Genomic DNA, 22,207 nt, shown 5'->3' on the forward strand with positions numbered 1-22,207 from the left:
TCCGCCCAGACGTCGACCAGCGGCTCGCTGGTCGACGTCTGGGCGGAGACGACCAGGCCGGTGTGGCTCTTGGTGCCGCCGGGGCCGGCGTAGGTGACCACGATGTCGCCGGGCTGGGCCAGCTCGGGGTGGTCGCCCAGGTCGACGCCGATGCCGCTGTCCTGGAGGTAGTCGTACAGGTTGTGGTACTGCGGCAGGTCGGAGATCAGCAGCAGGTCGTAGACCTCGCCGTTGGGGGCGTGGTACGTGAAGTAGTCGGTCTGCGGGTCGTTCGGGCCGAGGCCCGGGATCAGGCCGGCGGCGGCCAGCGAGCGCGCGACGAACTCGGCGCACTGGTAGTTCGGCTGGTCCCCGCCGAAGGCGACCGGCGTGCTGTCGTTCCAGGCCGTCCAGTTCCAGTGCGCGTCCGCGTAGTGGACCTCGGCGGCACGCATCAGCGCGTCGACCGGGGACTGGGTGCCGGCCGCGGCCGTCGGCGCGGTGCTCGGCACCGCCGCCGCGGGGCCGGCGAGCGCGGGGCCGGCGGCCAGGGCGAGCGCGGCGACGAACGCGGCCGCGGCGAGGCGGCGGCCGCCGGGCAGGCGGCGGCCGATGGTGTGGCTCATGGATGTCCCTTGCATGCGACGTCCCGCACGGCGGGGAGGCGGCCGCGCGCGGGCGGACGTCAGTCGATCACATGCCCCCCGCCCAGCTTGACTGCGTCACCCGTCGCTCACGTTGCCTGGCATCGCAAGAACACTGGTATGGATCAGGTGAACAGGCGGAGCGTCAGAGTCCGTCTGCGCGGCCGGGGTTCCGGCTCACAGGGCCAGCGGGCGGTCGCCGGGCGCGACAGGTCGCGGGAGGGTGCTCGTCCCGGTCGGGCTCAGGTAGGCGTCGACGCAGGCCGCGACGGCGCGGCCCTCGGCGACGGCCCAGACGACCAGCGACTGCCCCCGGCCGGCGTCCCCGGCCACGAACACGCCGGGGCGGCCACCGGCGTAGTCCTCGTCCCGCGCGAACGCGCCCGCCGCGGTGGTCCGCAGGCCCAACTGCTCGCCGAGGCCGTGCGCGGGGTTCTCCGGGCCGCTGAAGCCGAGGGCGAGCAGTACCAGGTCCACCGGGATCACCCGCTCCGTGCCGGACAGCGGGCGGCGCGTCCCGGCCTCGGCGTCGGCCAGACTCAGCGAGCGGACCCGGCCCGATGCGTCGCCCTGGAACCGCACCGTGGCCGCCGAGAACACCCGCACGTCACGCAGGGCGTCCTGGGCCGGCAGCCCGCTGCTGTCCCCCGCCAGCACCGCGCCGTCGCGGACCAGCTCCCGGCCCTCCTGGTGCGCCGGGCCGACCCGGTGGACGCGCGCGTGTACGGGCCACGGCTCGTCCACCGTCCGGTCGACGCCGGGCTGCGGCTTGATGTCCAACTGCACGACGGACGCGGCCCCCTGCCGCAGCGCGGTGCCGAGGCAGTCGGCGCCGGTGTCGCCGCCGCCGATGATCACGACATGGTGGCCCTCGGCGCTGATCGGCGGACGCTCGTAGTCGCCCTCCTGCACCCGGTTGGCCTGGGTCAGGTACTCCATGGCCTGGTGCACGCCCGCCAACTCGCGTCCTGACACCGGCAGTTCCCGGGCCGCGGTGGCACCGACCGAGACCACCACGGCGTCGTGCCGCCGCAGCAGCGTCCGGGCGTCCACCGCGCCGCCGATGTCCACCCCGGTGCGGAAGACCGTTCCCTCGGCGGTGAGTTGGCCGACCCGCCGGTCCAGGAGGTCCTTGTCCATCTTGAACTCGGGTATCCCGTAACGCAGCAGCCCGCCGACGCGGTCGTCCCGCTCGTACACCACCACCGTGTGCCCGGCGCGTGTGAGCTGCTGCGCGCAGGCCAGCCCGGCAGGGCCGGAGCCCACGACGCCGACGCTGCGTCCGGAGTGCCGCTCCGGCGCCTGCGGGCGCACCCACCCCTCCGCCCAGGCGCGGCTCGCGATCGCGGCCTCGACGGCCTTGATGGTCACGGGCAGGTCGTCGATCCCCAGCACGCAGCCGCTCTCGCACGGCGCGGGGCACAGGAACCCGGTGAACTCCGGGAAGTTGTTGGTCGCGTGCAGCCGCTCGGCGGCCTGCTCCCAGTCGGACCGCGCGACCAGGCCGTTCCACTCCGGGATGAGGTTCCCGAGCGGGCAGCCGCTGTGGCAGAACGGGATCCCGCAGTCCATGCAGCGGCTCGCCTGGTCCTCGACGATCGGCAGCAGCCGCCCGGGCGCGTGCACCTCCCGCCAGTCCCGCACCCGCTCCGGCACCGGCCGCAGCGGCCACTCCTGGCGCGGTGTGCGCAGGAAGTCCCAGATGTCGCAGCTGTGGCGTTTGTCCACAGCTCCACGCTAGGACGCCGCACCCCGGATGGCGACGGTTCCAGCTGACGATGCCGACCGCGGCCGCGGCGAGGACGTAAGTCCTGACGCGGATCGCGGTCACGTCGCCGGAGGGTTCTCCGGCGACGTGACCCGGCCGGCCGAACTCACCATCAGTCGGCGGCGCCCTCCCAGATCGGCCGCACCTCGATCGTCCCGTGCCGGGCTCCCGGGATCCGGGACGCGACCTCGACCGCCTCGTCGGCGTCCTTGCAGTCGACCAGGTAGTAGCCGCCGAACTGCTCCTTCGTCTCCGCGAAGGGGCCGTCGGCCACCAGCACGCCGCCGTCGCGGACGCGCACGGTCCTCGCGTCGGACGTCGGCCGGATCCGCTCGCCGCCCAGCAGCACGCCGCGGCGGGCCATCTCCTCGCCGAAGGCGGTGTACTCGGCCAGCACGGCAGCGCCCTCCTCGGGCGCGAGCGCGGCCGTGGCGCTCTCGTCCGTGCAGATCATCAGCAGGTACCTCATCCGAACCTCCTCGTTCCGTTCCTTCGTCTCCTGGACGAACGGAAACGGCGGGCGAGGACACCCTCGGACGAGGAAATCTCCGGGCATTGGTCACCGCCCCGAGGCCACCGGTGAGCCACGGGGCGGTGCGCAACCGCTTCTGACCGCATTCCGCCGGGGCAAACCTTCCGCGCAGGAATCCGTGTGGGAATCCACCCGGGAACGCCGGTGAACGCCCGGGCACCGGCGTGTCGGGCGTCCGAAGGGCCGTGGCTCACAACAGGACTTGCGAGGATCAAGGCGACCGGCATGACGACGCACGAGCCGGGTAGACGCTCGCGCGTCAGAGGGCGTGCCATGGTGAGAGGAGCCACGGGGGTGAACGGCCAGAGCCCGCGACAGCCGCGGCCGGGCGAGAACGAGTCCATCGAGGACGCGGCACGACGGCTGCAGGAGGAGATGCAGACGGCCGTCCGGCACCTGCGCGAACAGGTGCTGCAGTGGCCCGCGCTCGGTCGCCCGCAGCCGGACCGCACCCACGCCGACGACCCGGACCGCTCGCACGACAGCTGAGAGCACCACAGGGAAGGGCGCGCCCGAAGGGCCGGTGTTGGCAGAACAAGGTGTTCGCCCCGAGGGGTGTTCAGACGGTCGGCCGCTCGATCTCGAACCAGACCGCCTTGCCCTCCGGCCGGGGTTCGCTCCCCCAGCGCGAGGCCAGCCGGTCCACCACCCGCAGGCCGTGGCCGCCTGGGTGCGCCGGGGCCTCCAGAGTGCGCAACGTCGGCCGCTGGGGGCTCGCGTCGACGACCTCCACCCGGAGCCGGCTGCGGCCCGCGTCGCGGACCGACACCTCGCGCGGGCCTCCGGCGTGCAGGCACGCGTTGGTGACCAGCTCGGACGTCATCAGCATGACGTCCTCGACGACGGCGCGGCGCTCCTCGTCCGGGTCGTCCAGCCAGCCGCGCGCGGCGAGGCTCGCGTGCACGAAGTCGCGGCAGCGGCCGACCACCCCGGAGGCGCCGGCCAGGGCCAGCCGGTCCGTCTCCGAGCCGTGGGTCGATCCGCCGGCCTGCTCCACCTGGCTTTCCTCCTTCGCACAGTGGCTCGCGCACAGTGGCTCATCCGGCCGCGCGTGCCTCGTCCACGGTCGGGTACCGGGGGAACAGCGCGGCCGCCCCGGTGATCTCGAAGACCCGGGCGACACCCGGCGGCAGGCCCACCAGCACGACCTCCGCCCCGCGCGCCGCGGCCCGGCCCCGCGCCTCCAGCAGCAGGTTGAGGCCGGTCGAGTCGCAGAAGCCGAGGGAGGTGAAGTCCACCAGGATCCGCCCGGCTCCGGCGTCGTCACAGCGGCGCAGCGCGGTGCGCAGCAGCGGTGCGGTGTCGTGGTCGAGCTCGCCGACCAGCCGCAGCACCGCGGCTCCCGGGCCCACGGTCTCGGTCACGCTGAAGCGCTCCCCGGCGATCGCCCCCGGCTCCCAGCTCTGCGATGACATCCGCCGCCGCTCCTTCCGCCGTCCACGTCCTCCCGGGGGTCACGGGTCTCCCGGACCGTCCCGACCCGACTCAGTCTTCCCGTCCTGTGCCGTTCCCGCCGCTCCGGCGCCGCCGCCGGGGCCACCAGCGCGGACGCGGCGGACGCAGCTCGCTCAGGGCCGCGTCGAGAGCCTCGTCCTGTCGCAGCTCCTGCTCGATGAAGACCAGGACCTGCCGCTCGCGCTGGGAGAGCGCTCGTCCGTGCTGCTGCTCCACCGGGCACCTCCTCACCGTCCTTCACGGGCGTCTGCCCCGTGCGGGGCGCGGTCATGCGGGGTGCGCCAAAGGCGCTGCGCCCCGCCTACCGGAGTGGAAACATGAAGCACATGGACAATGCCGCGCGTCAGCGCGAGGCGCTGCAGAACGAGGAGGGCCTGCGGCAGCTGCTCGCGGGCCTCACGGCCGTCCGGGACGGCGACTTCTCCACACGGCTGTCCCCGGCCGGGGACGGGCTGCTCGGGGAGATCGCCCAGGTCTTCAACGCGATGCTGGCCCAGCTGAACCTGGTCACCTCCGAGGTGACCCGGGTGGCGCAGGAGGTCGGCGGGCAGGGCCGTCTCGGTGGGCAGGCCCATGTGCCCGGCGTCAGCGGGGTCTGGCGGGAGCTGACCGACTCCGTCAACGGCATGGCCCGCAACCTGACCGACCAGGTGCGCAACATCGCCCAGGTGACCACGGCCGTGGCCAAGGGCGACCTGACGCAGAAGATCGAGGTCGACGCGCTCGGCGAGATCCTGGCGCTGAAGAGCACCGTGAACACCATGGTGGACCAGCTCTCCGCCTTCGCCGACGAGGTCACCCGCGTGGCCCGCGAGGTCGGCACCGAGGGGCGGCTCGGCGGGCAGGCCAAGGTGCCGGGCGTGGCCGGGACCTGGCGGGACCTGACCGACAACGTCAACTCCATGGCCGGGAACCTGACCAGCCAGGTGCGCGCGATCGCGCAGGTCGCCGGCGCCGTCGCGGGAGGCGATCTGACGCAGAAGATCGCGGTGGACGCGCGCGGCGAGATCCTGGAGCTGAAGACCACCATCAACACCATGGTCGACCAGCTCTCCGCCTTCGCCGACGAGGTCACCCGCGTCGCCCGCGAGGTCGGCACCGAGGGCAAGCTGGGCGGCCAGGCCACGGTGCGCGGCGTGGCGGGGACGTGGAAGGACCTGACCGACACCGTCAACGTGATGGCGTCCAACCTGACCGGCCAGGTGCGGTCGATCGCCCAGGTCGCGCAGGCGGTCGAGCGCGGCGACCTGTCGCGCAAGATCGCGGTGGACGCGCGCGGCGAGGTGGCCGCGCTGGCGGACGCGATCAACACCATGGTGGACATGCTGTCCGCCTTCGCCGACGAGGTCACCCGTGTGGCGGGCGAGGTCGGCACGGAGGGTGTGCTCGGCGGCCAGGCCCGCGTGCCGGGCGTGGCCGGGACCTGGAAGGACCTGACCGACAACGTCAACTCCATGGCCGGGAACCTGACCAACCAGGTGCGCAACATCGCCCAGGTGACGACGGCCGTCGCGGGAGGCGATCTGACCCGCAAGATCGACGTCGACGCGCGCGGCGAGATCCTGGAGCTCAAGACCACCATCAACACCATGGTCGACCAGCTCTCCGCGTTCGCCGACGAGGTCACCCGCGTCGCCCGCGAGGTCGGCACCGAGGGCAAGCTGGGCGGCCAGGCCGAGGTCGAGGGCGTTTCGGGCACCTGGAAGCGGCTGACCGAGAACGTCAACGAGCTGGCCGGGAACCTGACCCGGCAGGTGCGCGCGATCGCCGAGGTGACCGGCGCCGTGGCCGAGGGCGACCTGACCCGCTCGATCACCGTCGACGCGCCGGGTGAGGTCGGCGAGCTCAAGGACAACATCAACGCCATGGTCGAGTCGCTGCGCGCGACCACCCGGCGCAACCAGGAGCAGGACTGGCTCAAGGGCAACCTGGCCCGGATCTCGGCGCTGATGCAGGGCCCGCGCAACCTCGACGCCGTCGCGGAGCTGGTGCTGGACGAGCTGACTCCGCTGGTCGGCGCCCAGTTCGGCGCGTTCTACCTGGCCAGGGAGACCCCGCAGGGCGTGGTGCTGGTCCGGGTCGGCGCCTACGGTGCGCCGCAGGGGCAGCCGCAGCGCTACCGGATCGGCGAGTCGCTGGTCGGTCAGTGCGCGCGCAGCCGCCGCACCGTCCTGGTCGAGGACCTGCCCGCCGGCTACCTCACCATCGGCTCCGGCGCCGGCAGCGCCTCCCCCGCCGCGCTCCTGCTGCTGCCGATCGTCGCCGAGGGTCAGCTGCTGGGCGTCGTCGAACTCGCCGCGCTGCGCCCCTTCTCCCCGGTCCACCGGGACTTCCTGGACCAGGTGATCGAGGCGCTCGGCGTCAACGTCGGCTCGCTGCTGGCCAACACCCGCACCGACGAGCTGCTGGTCGAGTCCCAGCGGCTGACCGCCGAACTCCAGTCGCAACAGGACGAGTTGCAGCGCTCCAACGCGGAGCTGCAGGAGCAGGCGGGGCTGCTGGCGGACCGCAACTCCGACATCGAGGCGAAGAACCGGGAAATCGAGCAGGCCCGGCAGGAACTCGAGGACCGCGCACAGCAGTTGTCGACGGCGTCGATGTACAAGTCGGAGTTCCTGGCCAACATGAGCCACGAGCTGCGCACCCCGCTCAACAGCCTGCTGGTGCTGGCCCAGCTGCTGGCGCAGAACCCGGGCGGCAATCTGACGGACAAGCAGGTCGGCTATGCCACCGTCATCCACTCCGCCGGATCCGACCTGTTGGAGCTGATCAACGACATCCTGGACCTGTCCAAGGTCGAGGCGGGCAAACTCGACGTCTCCCCGGCGCCGTTCGCGCTGCGGCCGCTGCTGGACTCGCTGGAGAGCACCTTCCGGCCGCTGACGGCCGACAAGGCGCTGGAGTACCGCGTCAGCACCGGCCCGGACCTTCCCGCCGAACTCGTCAACGACGAGCAGCGGTTGCGGCAGGTGCTGCGCAACCTGCTGTCCAACGCGGTCAAGTTCACCGAGAGCGGCAGCGTCGAGCTGCGCGTCGAACTGGTGCCCCCGGTGGATCTGCCCAGTGAACTGGCGGGTGTGGAGCGCGCGTTGGCGTTCCGGGTCGAGGACACCGGGATCGGGATCGCCGAGGAGCACCTGGACGCCATCTTCGGTGCCTTCCAGCAGGCCGACGGCACCACCAGCCGCCGCTACGGCGGGACGGGCCTCGGGCTGTCGATCAGCCGGCAGATCGCCCGGCTGCTGGGCGGCGTGATCCAGGCCGAGAGCACCCTCGGTCAGGGCAGCCGGTTCACCCTGCTGCTGCCGGTGGCCCCGCCCGGGCTCGCCGCCGCCCCGGCGCAGGCGGGCCGTGCGCCGCGGCCCGCGCGCCCGCCCCGGCTCGGCGACGACCTGCAGGGCCGGGTCGCCCTGATCGTGGACGACGACGAACGCAACGTCTTCGCCCTGGAGGGGGTGCTCGAACTGCACGGTGCCCGCGTCCTGCACGCGGCCAACGGCCAGGAGGGCATCGACGTGCTGCTCGCCCGCGACAACGTCGACTTCGTGCTGATGGACGTGATGATGCCCGGCCTGGACGGCTACGAGGCGACGCGCCGGATCCGCGCGGTGCCGCGCTTCGCCGCGCTGCCGATCATCGCGGTCACCGCCAAGGCCATGCCCGAGGACCGCGAGGCGATCCTCGCGGCGGGCGCGACGGACTACGTGGTCAAGCCGCTCGACGCGAACGACCTGCTCGCCCGGATCCGCCGTCACCTGCGCTGACCCCGCCCCTTCGCCGCACGGGGCCCTCGTCAGCCCAACCGGATCAGGACCAGGCTCGCGTCGTCGTGGGTGTCGCCGTGGGCGGCCGCCAGCAGCGCGTCGGCCTGGGCCTCCAGGTCGTCGGCCGGGTCCAGCATGACGACGGTCTCGGCCAGCAGGGCGAACGCCTCGTCCAGCGAGGAGTGCCGACGCTCGATCAGGCCGTCGGTGCAGAGCAGCAGCAGGTCGCCCCGGCGCAACGCCACCTGCGACTCCTCGTAGGCGGTCTCCGGCACCGCGCCGAGCAGCAGGTTCGCGGAGGACTGCAGGAACCGGGCCCGGCCCTCGCGCAGCAGCAGCGGAGGCAGGTGTCCGGCGCTGGTCCAGTGCAGCGTCCGGTCCTCGGGGTGGAAGTGCGCGCAGACCGCCGTGGCCGTCGGATGCCCGTTGGTGCGCAGCGCGACCTCGTTGAGCGCCTGCATCAACGCCCCCGGCTCGCCGCCGGAGCAGGCCAGCCCGCGCAGTGCGTTGCGCAGCGCCACCATGCCGGTGGCCGCGTCGATGCCGTGCCCCGCCACGTCCCCGACTGTGATCATCACGCGTCCGTCGGGCAGGCCCAGCGCGTCGTACCAGTCACCGCCCACGCGGTACTCCTCCGCCGCGGGCCGGTAGCGGGCGGCCACCTGCAGGCCGGGCAGGCCGCCGAGGTCCGACTGCTCCGGCACGATCGCCTGCTGCAGCTGCAGCGCGAGCCGGTGCCGCAGCGCCGCCTGCTCCTGCACCGTGCCGAGGGTGTCGAAGGTCGCGGCGAGCGCCGCCTCGGTCTGGTGCTGGGCGGAGACGTCCTGGAAGAAGCCGGTCAGGCCGGTCAGCGTGCCGTGGGTCAGCAGCGGCTCGGCGATCAGCCGGACGTGCCGGACGCCGCCGTCGGGCCGGGCGATCCGCACCACGCCGCTGACTCCTTCGAGCCGCGCGGTCAGGCTCTCGATCATCCGGCCGAGCTCGGCGCGGTCCTCGGCGACGAGCAGCGAGGCGACCCGCTCCAGCGGGATCGGCTCCGCGTCCCCGGGCAGGCCCAGCAGCGGCGCGACCTGCTCGGTCCAGTCGGTCACCCCGCGGGCCACGTCGTCCTCGAAGGCCGCGAGGGAGCCGAGCCGGCCCGCGCGCTTGAGCACGGCGAAGCTGTGGTCGCGCTCCTCCGCGTGCCACAGCACCACGCAGCGGTCCGCCGACACCGCCAGCACCCGCACGTTCAACAGCGGCGGCACGTCCGGCCGGCGCTCCGCGGGCAGCCGGGGCGCGTGCCGCACCGATCCGTGGCCGTAGGCGTCGCCGACCAGCGACGCCAGCTCCTGGGCGACGGCCGGCAGCACGTGGGCGAGCGGCCTGCCGACCGGCCTCGGCACCCCGCTGCTCATCCGCTGCGCCGCCGCGTTCAGGTGCTCGACGTACAGCAGGGGTGGCTCCCCGTCGCGGGAGCGGCGCAGCGTCATCGCGGGCTCGGCCATCAGGTCCAGCGCGGCGGAGAGCACGGGCAGGGACGCGCCCGGGTCGGTCAGGTGCTGGATCCCGGCCAGCACGCGCGCCAGCACCTCGGTGAGGCTGACGACGCGCCGGCGCAGCTCCTCGTCCAGCTCGGTCGGCTCGCGCCAGGCGACGAGCACGACACCGGCCGCGTAGCCCCCGTGGCGGAGCGGCAGCAGGGCGCGGGCGGCGTCCCGGCTCGGGCCGGGCAGCTCGTCCGGGCGCTTCACCCCGTGCGGCAGCCACAGCGGTGTCTCGTCGGTGAACACCCGCTGCGGCAGCGCCCGCCACTGCGGTGGGATCTGCGCCCACTGCGCGGCGTCCAGGGGCGAGAACCCGGCGGAGCCGGCCAGGCGCAGACAGTCGCCGGCCGTGCGCCGCCACACCAGCAGGCCGCGCACGCCGATCGGTCGCAGCGCGCCCAGGAGCGTCTCGGCCACCTCGTCCACGTCCCCGCCGACCTCGGCGGCGCTGGCCGCCTGCCGCCGCGCCCGCGGTCCGGGCAGCACCGCCCCGGCCGCGGCGGCGGCCGCGGTGTCCGCCGCGCCCACGACGGCCTGGCCGCAGGCGGCGTTGACGATGTCGGCGGCCAGATCGGCGACGGTCAGCCCGGCCCCGGCGGCCATCGCGGTCAGCGACTCGGCCGCGACCGCGGGCTCGACGGCCTGCCGGGCCACCAGGACGCCGGTGGCCAGGTCCAGCAGGTGGCGTCCCTCGGTCCGGGCGAGCTCCGCCGCCAGGTCCTGGTACGCGGCCGCCGCGGGCCCGGCGGTCTCCTCGCCGGTGCCGTGCCGGGTACCGCCGTCCCGTGCCATCCCGCCTCCTCCGACCGCGTCCGGTCGTCCCAGGTCGTCCTTCCAGTCTGCGCCGCGTATGCCCGCTACAGGCGCGGTCCACCCGTTTCGGGCGTAGCGTCACACGGACCGGGCAAGAAACCAGGCGGGGAGAGAAGAACGGAGCGGGCCATGGGCGTCGTCCACCGCGTCACCGACCTCTTCAGGATCAAGGCCAACAAGGCGCTGGACCGGGCCGAGGATCCGCGCGAGATGCTCGACTACGCCTACCAGCGGCAGCTGGACCTGCTCCAGCAGGTCCGTCGCGGCCTGGCGGACGTCGCCACCAGCCGCAAGCGGATCGAACTGCAGCGCACCCAGCTCGGCCGTTCTGCCGAGACCCTGCAGGGCCAGGCGCAGCAGGCGCTCACGGCCGGCCGGGAGGACCTGGCCCGTGAGGCGCTCGGCCGGCGCACCGCCGTCCTGGCCCAGGACCAGGAGCTGCAGGCCCAGCTGGTGACCCTGCAGGAGGAGGAGCAGAAGCTGACCTCGGCCTCGAAGCAGCTGGAGGCCAAGGTCGAGGACTTCCGGACCCGCAAGGAGACGGTCAAGGCCTCCTACACCGCGGCCGAGGCGCAGACCCGCGTCGGCGAGGCAGCCGCCGGCATCTCGGGGGAGATGGGCGACATCGGCACCGCCATCCAGCGTGCCCAGGACCGCACCGAGCAGCTCCAGGCGCGTGCCGGCGCCCTCGACGAGCTGATGGCCTCCGGCGCCCTGGAGGACGCCACCTCCCCGGTGGCCCACGACGACCTGCGCGACGAGCTCGACGCCCTCACCGCGGGCGACGGCGTCGAGACGCAGCTCGCCGCCATGAAGGCCGAACTCGCCGCCGGCCGCACCACTCCTCCGGCTTCGCTGGAACCGGCCCCGGACCACGCGGCACAGGACGACGCGGCACAGGACCGGGCGGAGCAGGACCAGGCGAAGCCGGAGCCCGCGGAGCCTGAGGCGCCGGAGGCGCCCAGGGCCGCCGCACCCGGGCCGGACCCGGCCGAGCCCGGCGCACCCAAGCCCACTCCTCCGGAATGAACTCGGCGCCCCGTGACCGGGGTCGGCCCTACCGTGGGTCCATGCCGAGCTCCCGTCGTCCCGACGCCGCCCCGTACCGGACCGACCCGCGCGTCGACGCGTACATCGACACGCTGCCGCCGTGGCAGCAGCGCGTCTGTCAGGAGGTCCGCGACCTCGTCCACGCCGCGGACCCGGAGGTCGAGGAGACGGTGAAACGGCGCGTGCGGCCTTACTTCACCCTGGAGGGCAACATCTGCGCCCTGCTCGCCACCAAGGACCACGTCAACGTCTTCCTCTACGACGGCGCGATCGTGCCCGACCCGGACGGCATCATCACCGCGGGCCACGACAACGCCACCGCCCGCACCGTGGCGGTCTACGAGGGCGAGACGGTCCCGACGACGCCGCTGCTGGCGATATTCCGCCGCATCATCGCCGACAACCGGGCCGGTGGCTGGCGCAAGCTCAAGCGCGGCGACGTGTCCTGACGAGCGCGGCGGAAGAACCACTCGCAGGGGTGCACGCAAACCCCTTCCGCCACTCTGACCTGCGGCTATATGGTGCTGGGACTGGTTTTGAGCGGCCAGCGAGCCCCGGTGCGACCCCCCGACGCACCGGGGCTGACCGCTGTTCGGGCACGGACGGCCCGGAACCCGCGCCGCGTAGGCCAAGCGGGTGAACCGCCCCGCATCCCGGTGGCTGTGGCCGCGCGCTGGTGCCATGGATCCTGCATGGCCCTGCTGATCGAGACCGGTCGACGACTCCGGTGCGCGGCCGCCCTCGCCCTTCGCCCTGCCTGAATCCGCCCGTCAGGGCTTGCGGCCCAGGCCGGCATAGGCCATGACCTCGCCGTCGGGCGGGACCGGGCCGGCCGCCGGGTCCGGGTGCCAGCGGTTGATCAGCACGACGCCCGGCTCGTCCAGCTCCAGGCCGGCGAAGAAGCGCTCCACCTGGGCGCGGGTGCGCAGATGGTTCTCGATGCCGGCCTCGCTGTAGCGGCGGGACGCGATCGCGGCCCACGCGGGCGCGGAGTCGGCGGTGCCGGCGGACAGCGCGAGGTAGCTGCCGGGGGGCAGCGCCCCCAGCAGTTCGGCGACGAGCGGCAGCGCGGTCTCGTCGGAGAGGAAGTGCACGAGATTGATCAGCGTCAGGGCCACCGGCCGGTCCAGGTCCAGGGTCTGACGCAGGGCCGGGTCCGCCAGCAGCTTCGCGGGTTCGCGGAAGTCCCCCTCGACGTAGGCGGTGCGGCCCTGCGAGGTCCCGGCCAGCAGCGTCCTGGCGTGCGCGAGGACGATCGGGTCGTTGTCGACGTAGACGATCCGGCTGGCCGAGTCGATCCCCTGGGCGACCTCGTGCAGGTTCGGCGTGGTGGGGATGCCGGTGCCGATGTCGAGGAACTGCCGGATCCCGTGCACGGCGGCCAGCCGCCGCACCATCCGGTGCATCACCGCCCGTGCGGCGGACGCGGAGGCCCGCGAACCGGGCCACTCCGCGATGATCTTGTCAGCCGCGGCCCGGTCGGCGGCGAAGTTGGTCTTGCCGCCCAGCATGTAGTCGTAGACCCGCGCCGAGTGCGCCACGTCGATGCGCAGGTCGACGGCGCGCACCGCCTCGTCCTCGGACGGATCCAGCCACTCGCCGCCGGGACGCTCCACAGGTCAACCTCCGCGCTCGGGTCTCCAGACCCCACTGAACCACAGCCGACGCAGACGCGTCAGGGGTCCAGCACCGCATCCCAGCGACGGGAGGGACCGAGGTGACGGTGCGTCCGGGCGGCATTTACCGGGCACACGCAGGCACCCGGCTCGGTATCCTCGCCGCATGCCGAAACTCGTCGCGCCCACCGTCCGTCTGCACTCCGCCTGGCTGGAGGCGCACCAGGAATGGGGTCCCGGGCTCCACGAGGACGGGTTCGGGGTGGGGCCGGACGACGAGGTCCGGTCGGCGGAGGGGTTCGCCACCTGGGTGGCGCTGCTGGAGGCGGAGTCGGCGCCGAAGGCGGTCGCGGCCGGGCGGGGCTGCACCTACCGGTGGATCGTCGAGGGCGACCGGGTGCACGGCGGGATCGTGCTGCGGCACGGGATCAACGACTACGTGCTGCAGTTCGGCCACGTCGGCTACGGCATCCGTCCGTCCTCCCGCCGCCGCGGGCTCGCCACCTGGGCGCTGGGCGCGATCCTCGACGAGGCACGAGCGCTCGGCCTCGACGAGGTGCTGGCTGTCTGCGAGAACGACAACCTCGCCTCGGCGAGGACGATCGAGCACCACGGCGGCGTCCTCGAAGCCCTCCAGGACACCGAGCACGGACCGGTGCGGCGCTACCGGATCAGGACGCCCTCGGTCACAGACCGAGCCGGACAGGCTCGGTAGCGGGGCCGGCGGAGAGCAGGGCCGCGAGGGGGGTCGCGAGGTCGCGGGGCGAGAAGAGGTCGGGACCCGGGTAGGCGGCGATCTCCGGGAGGGACCCGCACGACTCCCCGTCACGCCCGGGCCAGGCCCACGCCCATCAGCACGAGGTAGAGGCCGGCCAGCGCGAAGAAGGCCAGGAACGCCAGCGAGAGCAGCATGGCCACCGTGCCGGGACCCGCTTCCGCCACCACCGCCCACTCAGGTCGCGCCGGGAGATAGCGCAGGAGGACGGGCTCGCCGAGGGCGCGGGGGCGGCCGGTGGGGTCCTCGATGCGGAACTCCTGGCCGTCGAGGGCGTAGAACCACACAACGGCGCGGGGCACCGGCTCGCGGCCCTGGTCACCGGGTTCGAGGGCGACGTCCAGGACCCGGCCCTGGGCGAACACGCCCCCGGTCATCGCCCGTCGGCGCCAGAACCAGCGCTTGACGACCCGCACGGCCAGGACGAGCGAGAGCAGCACGAGGCACACCCCGAAGACCCCCAGCGTCGAGCCCGCGTTCGTGTGGGTCAACCACGTCCTCATGCCACCCCCGTGAGCCGATTCCCCGCCATTGTCGCGCCGTCGTCGCGCCCCCGGGGTGGTTACGGCGTGGGCAGCGTCGCGAGCAGGGAGACGCCCGAGGCGGAGCCGGTGAGGGTGACCGTCGGGGTGGCGGCCGTCGTGTTCCAGCTCGCGTTCACGCTGACGTCCGGGCCCTGGTCCGGATGGACCGTCAGCTGGGCGGTGACGGAGCCGTCGGACTGGTTCCAGACGGCGGTGCCGCTGATGCTCGCGTCCGGGACCCAGCGGGCGGCGGAGAAGGTGAAGGTGACCCGGCTGCCACTGTTGGAGGAGGACCAACTCCCGCCGCGCAGACCGGAGTCGCGGGTGCCGGTCAGCGAACCGTAGCGGGCGCGGGCGTCGTCGACGGCGGCCACGCCGGTCGCAGCGGCGCGCAGCGCGGTCGGGTCGGCCTGGTTGCCGGGCTGGGCGGTCGCGGGGACGACGTCGGCGAGGGACTGCGGATAGGTGGCCAGGGTGGGAATCGTCGGGGTGGTCTGCGTGCAGCCGGTATCGAGGGTCGCCAGCGCGGCGGGGTCGCCGGTGAACTGGCGGTAGAGGTTCTGGCCGCAGGCCTCGGGCCCCGGCCAGGCCGAGTCGACCATGGCCGTGATGTGGGTGAGGTTGGGGACCTCGACGAATCGCGCGGAAGGGCCCAACTGCTGGGCCACCCGCTGCCCGCCCGCGGCCGGGGTCAGCGAGTCGAGGTCGCCACCCAGGACGAGGACGGGCAGGTTCGCGGGGACCAGCGGCGGCGTCGCGGTGATCGGCGGGTCGCTGTGGACGGGGGCGGGCCAGTCCAGGCAGCCGGTGAAGGTGTTGGTGTAGGCGTTCACCCCCGCCCACTCCCCCGCGGTGAACGGGGCGAACGCGCCCGCCGGTTGGGCCGCCTCGGCCTGCTGGAGCTGCGCTGCCCGCTGGGCGGGCGTGGCGTTCAGGGAGAACAGCTGCGGGTAGTCGGTGCAGGCGACGGCGAAGTAGAGGCCGTCGGAGTAGGCGGGCGGGGCCGGGGTGGTGTTGTCGTAGCCGAGCGACTGCGCCGCCAGGCGCAGCAGCGGAGCGTTGTCGCCGTGGTCCAGCACGGCGTCCGCGGCGGCGCCGAGGCCCTGGTACACGGCCGGGTCGAAGCCGGCGTTGGCGACCAGGTCGACGAGGGTGCCGGAGGTGACGGTCTGGCTGACGGCGTGTCCGTTCAGGTCCGTGGTGGTGCCGGTGATCGGCGCGGAGCGGAGCTGGGCGGTCAGCTGGGAGATCGCCGTCCACGGATCGCGCGGCGCGTTCGCCGCGCACGCGGCGGAACGCCGGCAGGCGAGGTCGAAGGCGCTGTGGGCGGTGGCGAGGCTGGTGGCGTACCAGGGGTCCAGGCCGAGCACCTCGAACGAGGCGTCCAGGGTGACCGAGCGGAGCGTCTGCGGGTAGCGGGAGGCGTAGGTCTGGGCGAACCAGGTGCCGTAGGAGTCGCCGTAGAGGTCGACCGGCGGGAGTTGCAGGCGCTGCAGCACGTCGGCGAGGTCGCGGGCGGCGTTGGCGGTGCCGAACAGGTCGGAGGCGTGCAGCCAACTGCCGTCGGAGCGCTTCCAGGTGTGGTTCACCTGGTTGCCGCAGGAGGCGACGGCCTGGACGAAGGCGTCGCTGCCGGTGGAGCCCTGGAAGTTCTCCAGCCCGGAGCAGTTGACGGGCTGCGAGCGGCCGGTCCCGCGCAGGTCGAAGACGAGCAGGTTGCGGTGGGCGCGCAGCGGGCCCAGCAGGCCGAGGTAGGCGGAGCGGGAGTTGCTGGAGCCCCAGCCGGGGCCGCCGTCCACGGCGACGACAGTGCCCTGGGGCGAACCCGTCGCCGGGTACCACTCGAAGCCGATCCCGAGCGTCGGGCTCGCGGGGTCGGTGCGGTCCAGCGGTTCGCTGACCTTGCCGCACCAGCCGGTCGGGCCGGTCTCACAGGCGGACAGCCGCACCGAGCCCACCTGGAGCGACTGCGAAGCGCGTGCAACGGCCGCAGGTGCCAGGGGCACCGTCAGAGCCGCCACGAGCGCGGTGACGACCGCACGTATGCCTGTCCGCATCTCGCCTCCCTCGTTGAGGCTCCCCAGCCGACGCCGTCCGGGAACCCCGCACACACGCTTCAAGATATAAAGCCAACAAGGAATCCGCAGCTCAGAACTGATGGTGGAGAGCGCTCTCTGTTCAAGAGATTGACGCGCATCATCACCGGCTGTTCAATCTGCTTCCAGTTCGTGTCGTGACGCCCACCCGTCCCTTCCCACGGATTGGAAGTACCCGTGCGCCCTGCACGTCGTCACCTCGCCACCTTCACCGGATTCGCCCTGCTCGGCGGTGTCCTCACCGGAGTCGGCGCGGCGCCCGCACCGGCCGCCGACCGCACGCCCCTCTACCTCGACGCCAAGGCCCCGATCGCCGACCGCGTGGCCGACCTGCTGCATCGGATGACGCTGCGCGAGAAGGTCGGCCAGATGGACCAGGAGGCGCTGGTCACCGTCCAGGGCACCTGCAACTGGAGCGGCGGCGCACTCAACGACGCCTGTCTGCACAGCGTCCTGGTCGACAACGCGGCCGGGTCGATCCTCTCCGGCGGCGGAATGCCGCCCGCGGTCAACACGGCCAAGGACTGGGCCGACATGACCAACGCGATCCAGCGCTACGCCATCACCAACTCACGGCTGCACATCCCGATCCTCTACGGCATCGACGCCGTGCACGGCCACAACAACGTGCTGGGCGCGACGATGTTCCCGCAGCAGATCGGCATGGGCTCCACCTGGGACCCGGCGCTGGAGACCAGCGTCGAGCAGTCGACCCAGCGGGCCGTGGCCGCGACCGGCATCAACTGGGCCTTCGGGCCCGTCACCGAGATCGCCCGTGACCAGCGCTGGGGCCGCTACTACGAGGCCTTCTCCGAGGACCCGCTGCTGACCGGCACCATGGCCGCCTCGGCGGTCAAGGGTCTGCAGGACGGCTCCAGCGGCTCGAAGGTCGCGGCCAGCGTCAAGCACTTCGCCGGCTACTCGCAGCCGCTGAACGGCCACGACCGGGTGCCCGCCGACTACTCGCCGCGCTACCTGCAGGACACAATCCTGCCCGCCTACAAGCAGGCGATCGGCGCGGGCGCGCTCAGCGTGATGGCCGACTCCGGCGCGGTCAACGGCGTACCGGTGACCTCCTCGCACTACCTGCTGACCGACGTGTTGCGTGGCAAGTACCACTTCGACGGCGTGGTGGTCAGCGACTGGAGCGACGTCCGCAACCTGCAGACGGCCTATCACATCGCCGCCGACTACCCGGAGGCGATCGCCAAGGCCGTCAACGCCGGTGTGGACATGGCGATGGAGCCGACCAACGCGACCGACTTCACCAACTCCGCGCTCGCCGCGGTCCAGCGCGGCCTGATCTCGCACCAGCGGATCGACCAGGCGGTGTCGCGGATCCTGACGATGAAGTTCCGGCTCGGCCTGTTCGAGCACCCCTACGTGGACAGCTCCAAGGCCGACGGGATCGTCAACGGCGCCGACCTGCCGCTGGCCCGGCAGGCGGCGACGGAGTCGTCGGTGCTGCTGCGCAACCAGAACAACGTGCTGCCCTTCGGCTCCGGCGTGCACAAGATCGTGGTGACCGGGGCCAACGCCGACAACATCGACAACCAGATGGGCGGTTGGACGATCGGCTGGCAGGGCGTCCCGAGCGGCACGAACGTCGGCGGGACGACGGTGCTCGCCGGTCTGCGCGAGGAGGCCCCGGCGGGCACGTCGATCGACTACCAGGCCGACAGCGGCGCGGCCGTCAGCGACCTGAAGGGCGCGGACGCGGCCGTGGTCGTCGTCGGCGACACCCCGGGCGCCGAGGGCCCGAACGACCACCCGGACCCGGAGCTGGCGCCCGACCAGCAGGCGGAGGTCGCCGCGCTGCAGGCGACCGGCAAGCCGGTCGTGGTCGTGGTCGTGGCCGACCGCCCGCTGGTGCTGGGCAGCGCGGCGAACACCGCCGGTCTGCTGATGGCCTGGCTGCCGGGCACGGAGGGCGGTCACGCCGTCGCCGACATCCTCTACGGCAAGGCCAACCCGAGCGGGCGGCTCTCCGTCTCCTGGCCCAAGGCGATCGGCAACGAGCCCGAGTTCTACACCCAGCTGCCCGGCACCAACGGCGGCACCGACTCCGGCTACAGCCCCCTCTTCGCCTTCGGCGCGGGCCTGTCCTACACCGCCTGGCAGATCGGCGCCCCGACCCCGGACCGGACCTCGGTCGGCACGCACGGCTCGCTGACGGTGAGCGTGCCGGTCGCGAACAACGGTTCGATGGCGGGTGACGAGGTCGTGCCGCTGTACGTCTCGCAGCCCGTCAGCCAGGTGCTGACGCCGGCCAAGTGGCTGGTCGGCTTCACCCGGGTGCACCTGGACGCGGGCGCGCACACCACCGTGCGGATCACCGTCCCGCTCTCGCTGCTCGCCCACACCGAGGGCGACGTGAACGGCGACGGCGGCCAGGTGGTCGAGCCCGGCGGCTACACCCTGCTGGCGGGCGACGCCACGACGGGGACGTCCTTCACGGTGAACTGACACCCACCCAGGCAGCGTCGGCGGGCCCGCGTCCTGCGGGCCCGCCGCGGCTGTCTCAGCGGACGACGGCCTTCAGTTCGGCCAGGCTCTCCCGCATCAGCTCGCCCAGCTCGCGGGTCTCCCCCGGGGCGACCCAGCGCTGGAAGGTGACGTGGAAGACCCCGATGGTCGCCTGCGCTGCCAGGCTGGCGGCGGGTTCGGCGACGCCCCGCTCGTGCAGCGTCGCGGCGATGGCCTCGGTCAGCGTCGCGAGCTTGATCAGCTCGCGCTCCTTGAGCTCGGGGTTGACCGAGATCACGGAGTGCCGGCGCCGCGCGAAGTCACGCCGCTGGTCGAAGAGCTCCCCCATCGGCTCCAGCGCGGCGGCGGCCGCCTCCATCGGCGAGGCGGACGCCGGCGCCGCGGCGACGGCGTCGACCATGCTCTGCTGCAGCAGCGACGACCCGTCGAAGAGGACCTCGCGCTTGTCGGCGAAGTGGCGGAAGAAGGTGCGCTCGGTCAGCCCCGCCCGCTCGGCGATCTCGGCGACGGTGGTCTGGTCGAAGCCGCGCTCGACATAGAGGTCCAGCGCCGCCTGCGCCAGCCTGCCGCGTCCGTTCGGCTCCCATCGACCCATGACACCGATGATAGGCGAGGTCAGCGCCTGACATCGAACCCCAGGAGCGCGACAGCCGCGCGGCGGTGCCGGTCACGGCGGCGCCGAACCCGGGGGCGTCGGCGCGGGGCTCGGGGCTTTCAGGCCGAGGCGGTGCCGGTTGCGGCCGCCGAGCCGTCCGGCTCGTTCGCAGTGAGGGAGGCGAGCTCGGCGAGCGCGCGTGCCGTCGGCGTGCCCGGCTCGGCGTGGTAGATCGCCAGGATCTGGCCGTCGGTCTCGGCGAGCGGCAGCTTCTCGCGGCGCAGTTCCAGCAGCCCGACGCGCGGATGCACCAGCCGCATCGTGCCGCCGGCCAGCGCGGTCACGTCGTGCCGGGCCCAGATCCGCCGGAAGGCGTCGCTGGCCAGCGACAGCTCGCCGACGAGCTGGGCGATCCGGGGATCGTCGACGTCGCTGCCGACGGACGCGCGGAACCCGGCGACCAGGCCGCGCGCGGCCTGCTCCCAGTCCGGCCACTCCTCCCGCACCTCCGGATCGAGGAAGACCGAGCGCAGCCGGTTGCCGCCGGGCCGGATGCTCGCGGACACGGCGGTGGCCAGCCGGTTCGCGGCGAGCACGTCGAAGATCCGGCTCTCGACGAAGGCCGGCAGGTTGATCACATCGAGCAGCTGCCGGATCCCGGCGGGCACCACCTCGCCGCGCGGCCTGCGCCGCGAGCGGGGGCTGCGCACCGTCGCCAGGCTCAGCAGGTGCTGGGTGGCGGGGGCGTCCAGCCGCAGCACGCGGGCCAGGGACTCCAGCACCTGCGGTGACGGGTTGCGGTCACGGCCCTGTTCGAGTCGCAGGTAGTAGTCGGCGCTGATGCCCGCCAGCGTGGCGACCTCCTCGCGCCGCAGTCCCGGGGTGCGGCGCACACCCACGACGGGCAGCCCCACGGTGGCGGGGTCGGTCAGCTCGCGACGGGCCCGCAGGTACTCCCCGAGTGTGTTCGGCCTGCTCATGCTGTCGATGCTACGAGTCGGCGCTGGGCCGTGCCTGGTCCTGTCACCCCCAGGATGGGCAGGGCACAGGCTGTCGCGACGACGGCTGCGTAGCGTGGACCGCGCCCCCGGAGACTCCGGGGAGCGAGAAGGGATCCAGCATGTCCGGCAGTGAACTCCCCGGCGGCACCTACCGCATGGGCGACCTCACCCTCACCCGGTTCGGCTACGGCGCGATGCAGCTGGCCGGGCCGGGCGTCTTCGGCCCGCCGAAGGACCGCGACGCCGCCGTCGCCGTGCTGCGCGCCGCCGTCGACCTGGGCGTCACCCACATCGACACGGCCGACTTCTACGGCCCGTACGTCACCAACGAGATCATCCGCGAGGCGCTCGCCCCCTATCCGGAGGACCTGCATCTCGTCACCAAGGTCGGCGCCCGCCGCGACGACCAGGGCAACTGGCCGCACGCTCGCACCCCCGCCGAGCTCGTGCGGCAGGTGCACGACAACCTCGGCCGGCTCGGCCTCGACACGCTCGACGTGGTCAACCTCCGGGTCGGCGGCTTCGACTCTCCCGAAGCGGGCTCGATCGCCGAGCAGTTCGGTGCGCTCGCGGAGCTGCGCGAGCTGGGGCTGATCCGGCATCTGGGGTTGAGCACGGTGAACGCGGAGCAGCTGGCCGAGGCGCAGGCGATCGCTCCCGTGGTGTGCGTGCAGAACTTCTACAACATCGCCAACCGCCAGGACGACGAGCTGATGGACAGTACGGCCCGTCAGGGGATCGCCTACGTGCCGTACTTCCCCCTGGGCGGCTTCTCCTCGCTCCAGTCGGAGACCCTCGACCGGGTGGCCAAGCAGCTGGAGGCCACGCCGCTGTCGGTGGCCCTGGCCTGGCTGCTGCACCGCTCGCCGAACGTGCTGCTCATTCCGGGCACGTCCTCGGTCGCCCACCTGCACGAGAACCTCGCCGGCGCCGCCCTCCAGCTGCCCGCCGAGGTGCTCACCGAGCTGGACGCGCTGGGCGGTTGACCGACGGCAGCGTGACGGCCAGGGCCGGGAGCTCGTGCTCGGGGAAGAGACCCGAGGCGCGCATCGCGGCCACGGCCCGCGGGTCGAGGAGCAACAGCAGCGTGTCGTTGCCGCCGGGGTAGAGGACGTGGGCCCGGACCGGGCTGGCGCCGGCTGCGGCGAGGAGGTCGTTCAGCACCGCGAGCGGCCGGACGGTCGCCTGGGTCCAGGGGTCGGGCTCGGCGGCCTCCGCGTCCTGCCGAACCGTCAGGCGCACTCCGTTGATCAAGACGGCGTACTCGCTCTCGTCGGTCGGCACGGACTCCACGGACAGGCGCACCCCGTGGCGCTCGACGACCGGGGCGATCTCCCGCAGGAACCGCTCGACGCCGCCCTCGGCGAGGGTCTCCCCGTCGGCGAAGAACTCGACCTGCTGGTACAGCAGCTCGAAGTCGAACGGGTACTGCCCGCGCGCCACGTCGGACGCCGCCGCGCGGCGCTGCTCGGGAGTGAGGTGGTCCCACAGGCCGTAGCGCCGCAGGGCCTCGGCCAGCCGCTCGTGGCGCGCGTCGCCCAACCCGATCCCCCACGCCGTCATCACGCCTCCTCGCCCCTCT

Annotated in this window: 19 protein-coding genes and 1 pseudogene; 7 read left to right on the forward strand and 13 right to left on the reverse strand. The window is 73.2% G+C overall.

The genetic code is table 11. The features are described 5' to 3' along the window. The 3 genes and pseudogenes from DN069_RS04190 to DN069_RS04200 all read right to left on the reverse strand — a co-directional run. Positions 1–605 (reverse strand): annotated as a pseudogene (locus DN069_RS04190) (amidase domain-containing protein); the annotation flags it as partial. A gap of 195 nt (positions 606–800) precedes the next feature. Then, positions 801–2,351: a glutamate synthase subunit beta gene (locus DN069_RS04195; RefSeq protein WP_243638894.1), complete on the reverse strand. Its 1,551-nt coding sequence runs from the start codon at positions 2,349–2,351 to the stop codon at positions 801–803. A gap of 152 nt (positions 2,352–2,503) precedes the next feature. Next, positions 2,504–2,860 (reverse strand): YciI family protein, encoded by a 357-nt coding sequence (locus DN069_RS04200; RefSeq protein WP_111499446.1) that lies wholly within the window; start codon positions 2,858–2,860, stop codon positions 2,504–2,506. Between the two features lie 357 nt (positions 2,861–3,217). Here DN069_RS04200 and DN069_RS04205 point away from each other — a divergent pair, with 357 nt between their 5' ends. Further along, complete coding sequence (locus DN069_RS04205) at positions 3,218–3,412, forward strand: hypothetical protein (RefSeq protein ID WP_111499447.1); 195 nt, start codon at positions 3,218–3,220, stop codon at positions 3,410–3,412. A gap of 70 nt (positions 3,413–3,482) precedes the next feature. On the opposite strand, the gene DN069_RS04210 is transcribed toward DN069_RS04205, so the two are convergent. The 3 genes from DN069_RS04210 to DN069_RS04220 form a co-directional block, all read right to left on the reverse strand. Continuing rightward, entirely contained in the window at positions 3,483–3,920 is a 438-nt protein-coding gene (locus tag DN069_RS04210) for an ATP-binding protein (RefSeq protein WP_111499448.1), read from the reverse strand. Between the two features lie 40 nt (positions 3,921–3,960). Beyond that, a complete protein-coding gene (locus tag DN069_RS04215) occupies positions 3,961–4,338 on the reverse strand; it encodes an STAS domain-containing protein (protein ID WP_243638895.1) in 378 nt (125 codons plus the stop codon). Between the two features lie 70 nt (positions 4,339–4,408). Then, complete coding sequence (locus DN069_RS04220; RefSeq protein ID WP_111499449.1) at positions 4,409–4,594, reverse strand: hypothetical protein; 186 nt, start codon at positions 4,592–4,594, stop codon at positions 4,409–4,411. A 101-nt stretch (positions 4,595–4,695) separates the two neighbouring features. Here DN069_RS04220 and DN069_RS04225 point away from each other — a divergent pair, with 101 nt between their 5' ends. Next, positions 4,696–8,142, forward strand: coding sequence for a HAMP domain-containing protein (locus DN069_RS04225; protein ID WP_111499450.1), 3,447 nt, complete (start codon positions 4,696–4,698; stop codon positions 8,140–8,142). 29 nt (positions 8,143–8,171) lie between these two features. Here the strand turns inward: DN069_RS04225 and DN069_RS04230 are convergent, their stop codons facing one another. Continuing rightward, positions 8,172–10,460, reverse strand: coding sequence for a PP2C family protein-serine/threonine phosphatase (locus DN069_RS04230; RefSeq protein ID WP_243638896.1), 2,289 nt, complete (start codon positions 10,458–10,460; stop codon positions 8,172–8,174). Between the two features lie 150 nt (positions 10,461–10,610). Between DN069_RS04230 and DN069_RS04235 the strand changes: the two genes are divergently transcribed. Then, positions 10,611–11,510, forward strand: a complete 900-nt coding sequence (locus tag DN069_RS04235) for a PspA/IM30 family protein (RefSeq protein WP_111499451.1) — start codon at positions 10,611–10,613, stop codon at positions 11,508–11,510. 41 nt (positions 11,511–11,551) lie between these two features. Continuing rightward, complete coding sequence (locus DN069_RS04240; RefSeq protein ID WP_111499452.1) at positions 11,552–11,980, forward strand: DUF1801 domain-containing protein; 429 nt, start codon at positions 11,552–11,554, stop codon at positions 11,978–11,980. 321 nt (positions 11,981–12,301) lie between these two features. Here the strand turns inward: DN069_RS04240 and DN069_RS04245 are convergent, their stop codons facing one another. Beyond that, the gene (locus DN069_RS04245) at positions 12,302–13,147 is read right to left on the reverse strand and encodes an SAM-dependent methyltransferase (RefSeq protein ID WP_243638897.1); all 846 of its coding nucleotides are present in this window, start codon (positions 13,145–13,147) and stop codon (positions 12,302–12,304) included. A gap of 166 nt (positions 13,148–13,313) precedes the next feature. On the opposite strand from DN069_RS04245, the gene DN069_RS04250 reads away from it, so the two are divergent. Then, positions 13,314–13,862: a GNAT family N-acetyltransferase gene (locus DN069_RS04250; protein WP_111499453.1), complete on the forward strand. Its 549-nt coding sequence runs from the start codon at positions 13,314–13,316 to the stop codon at positions 13,860–13,862. A 110-nt stretch (positions 13,863–13,972) separates the two neighbouring features. Here the strand turns inward: DN069_RS04250 and DN069_RS04260 are convergent, their stop codons facing one another. Continuing rightward, entirely contained in the window at positions 13,973–14,413 is a 441-nt protein-coding gene (locus tag DN069_RS04260) for a DUF3592 domain-containing protein (protein WP_165845361.1), read from the reverse strand. Between the two features lie 71 nt (positions 14,414–14,484). After that, a complete protein-coding gene (locus DN069_RS04265; RefSeq protein WP_111499455.1) occupies positions 14,485–16,503 on the reverse strand; it encodes an alpha/beta hydrolase in 2,019 nt (672 codons plus the stop codon). A gap of 216 nt (positions 16,504–16,719) precedes the next feature. Between DN069_RS04265 and DN069_RS04270 the strand changes: the two genes are divergently transcribed. Beyond that, a complete protein-coding gene (locus tag DN069_RS04270) occupies positions 16,720–19,008 on the forward strand; it encodes a beta-glucosidase (RefSeq protein ID WP_111499456.1) in 2,289 nt (762 codons plus the stop codon). A gap of 55 nt (positions 19,009–19,063) precedes the next feature. Here the strand turns inward: DN069_RS04270 and DN069_RS04275 are convergent, their stop codons facing one another. After that, entirely contained in the window at positions 19,064–19,624 is a 561-nt protein-coding gene (locus DN069_RS04275; protein ID WP_111499457.1) for a TetR family transcriptional regulator, read from the reverse strand. Between the two features lie 119 nt (positions 19,625–19,743). Next, on the reverse strand, positions 19,744–20,604 hold the full coding sequence (locus DN069_RS04280) for a helix-turn-helix transcriptional regulator (RefSeq protein ID WP_111499458.1): 861 nt from the start codon (positions 20,602–20,604) through the stop codon (positions 19,744–19,746). Between the two features lie 140 nt (positions 20,605–20,744). Between DN069_RS04280 and DN069_RS04285 the strand changes: the two genes are divergently transcribed. Continuing rightward, positions 20,745–21,611: an oxidoreductase gene (locus DN069_RS04285; RefSeq protein ID WP_111499459.1), complete on the forward strand. Its 867-nt coding sequence runs from the start codon at positions 20,745–20,747 to the stop codon at positions 21,609–21,611. On the opposite strand, the gene DN069_RS04290 is transcribed toward DN069_RS04285, so the two are convergent. Further along, positions 21,583–22,188, reverse strand: coding sequence for a hypothetical protein (locus DN069_RS04290; RefSeq protein WP_111499460.1), 606 nt, complete (start codon positions 22,186–22,188; stop codon positions 21,583–21,585). The two genes, DN069_RS04285 and DN069_RS04290, sit on opposite strands and share 29 nt — an antisense overlap. Positions 22,189–22,207: the final 19 nt, after the last annotated feature.

The organism is Streptacidiphilus pinicola (assembly GCF_003258295.1).
Classification (GTDB): Bacteria; Actinomycetota; Actinomycetes; order Streptomycetales; family Streptomycetaceae; genus Streptacidiphilus; species Streptacidiphilus pinicola.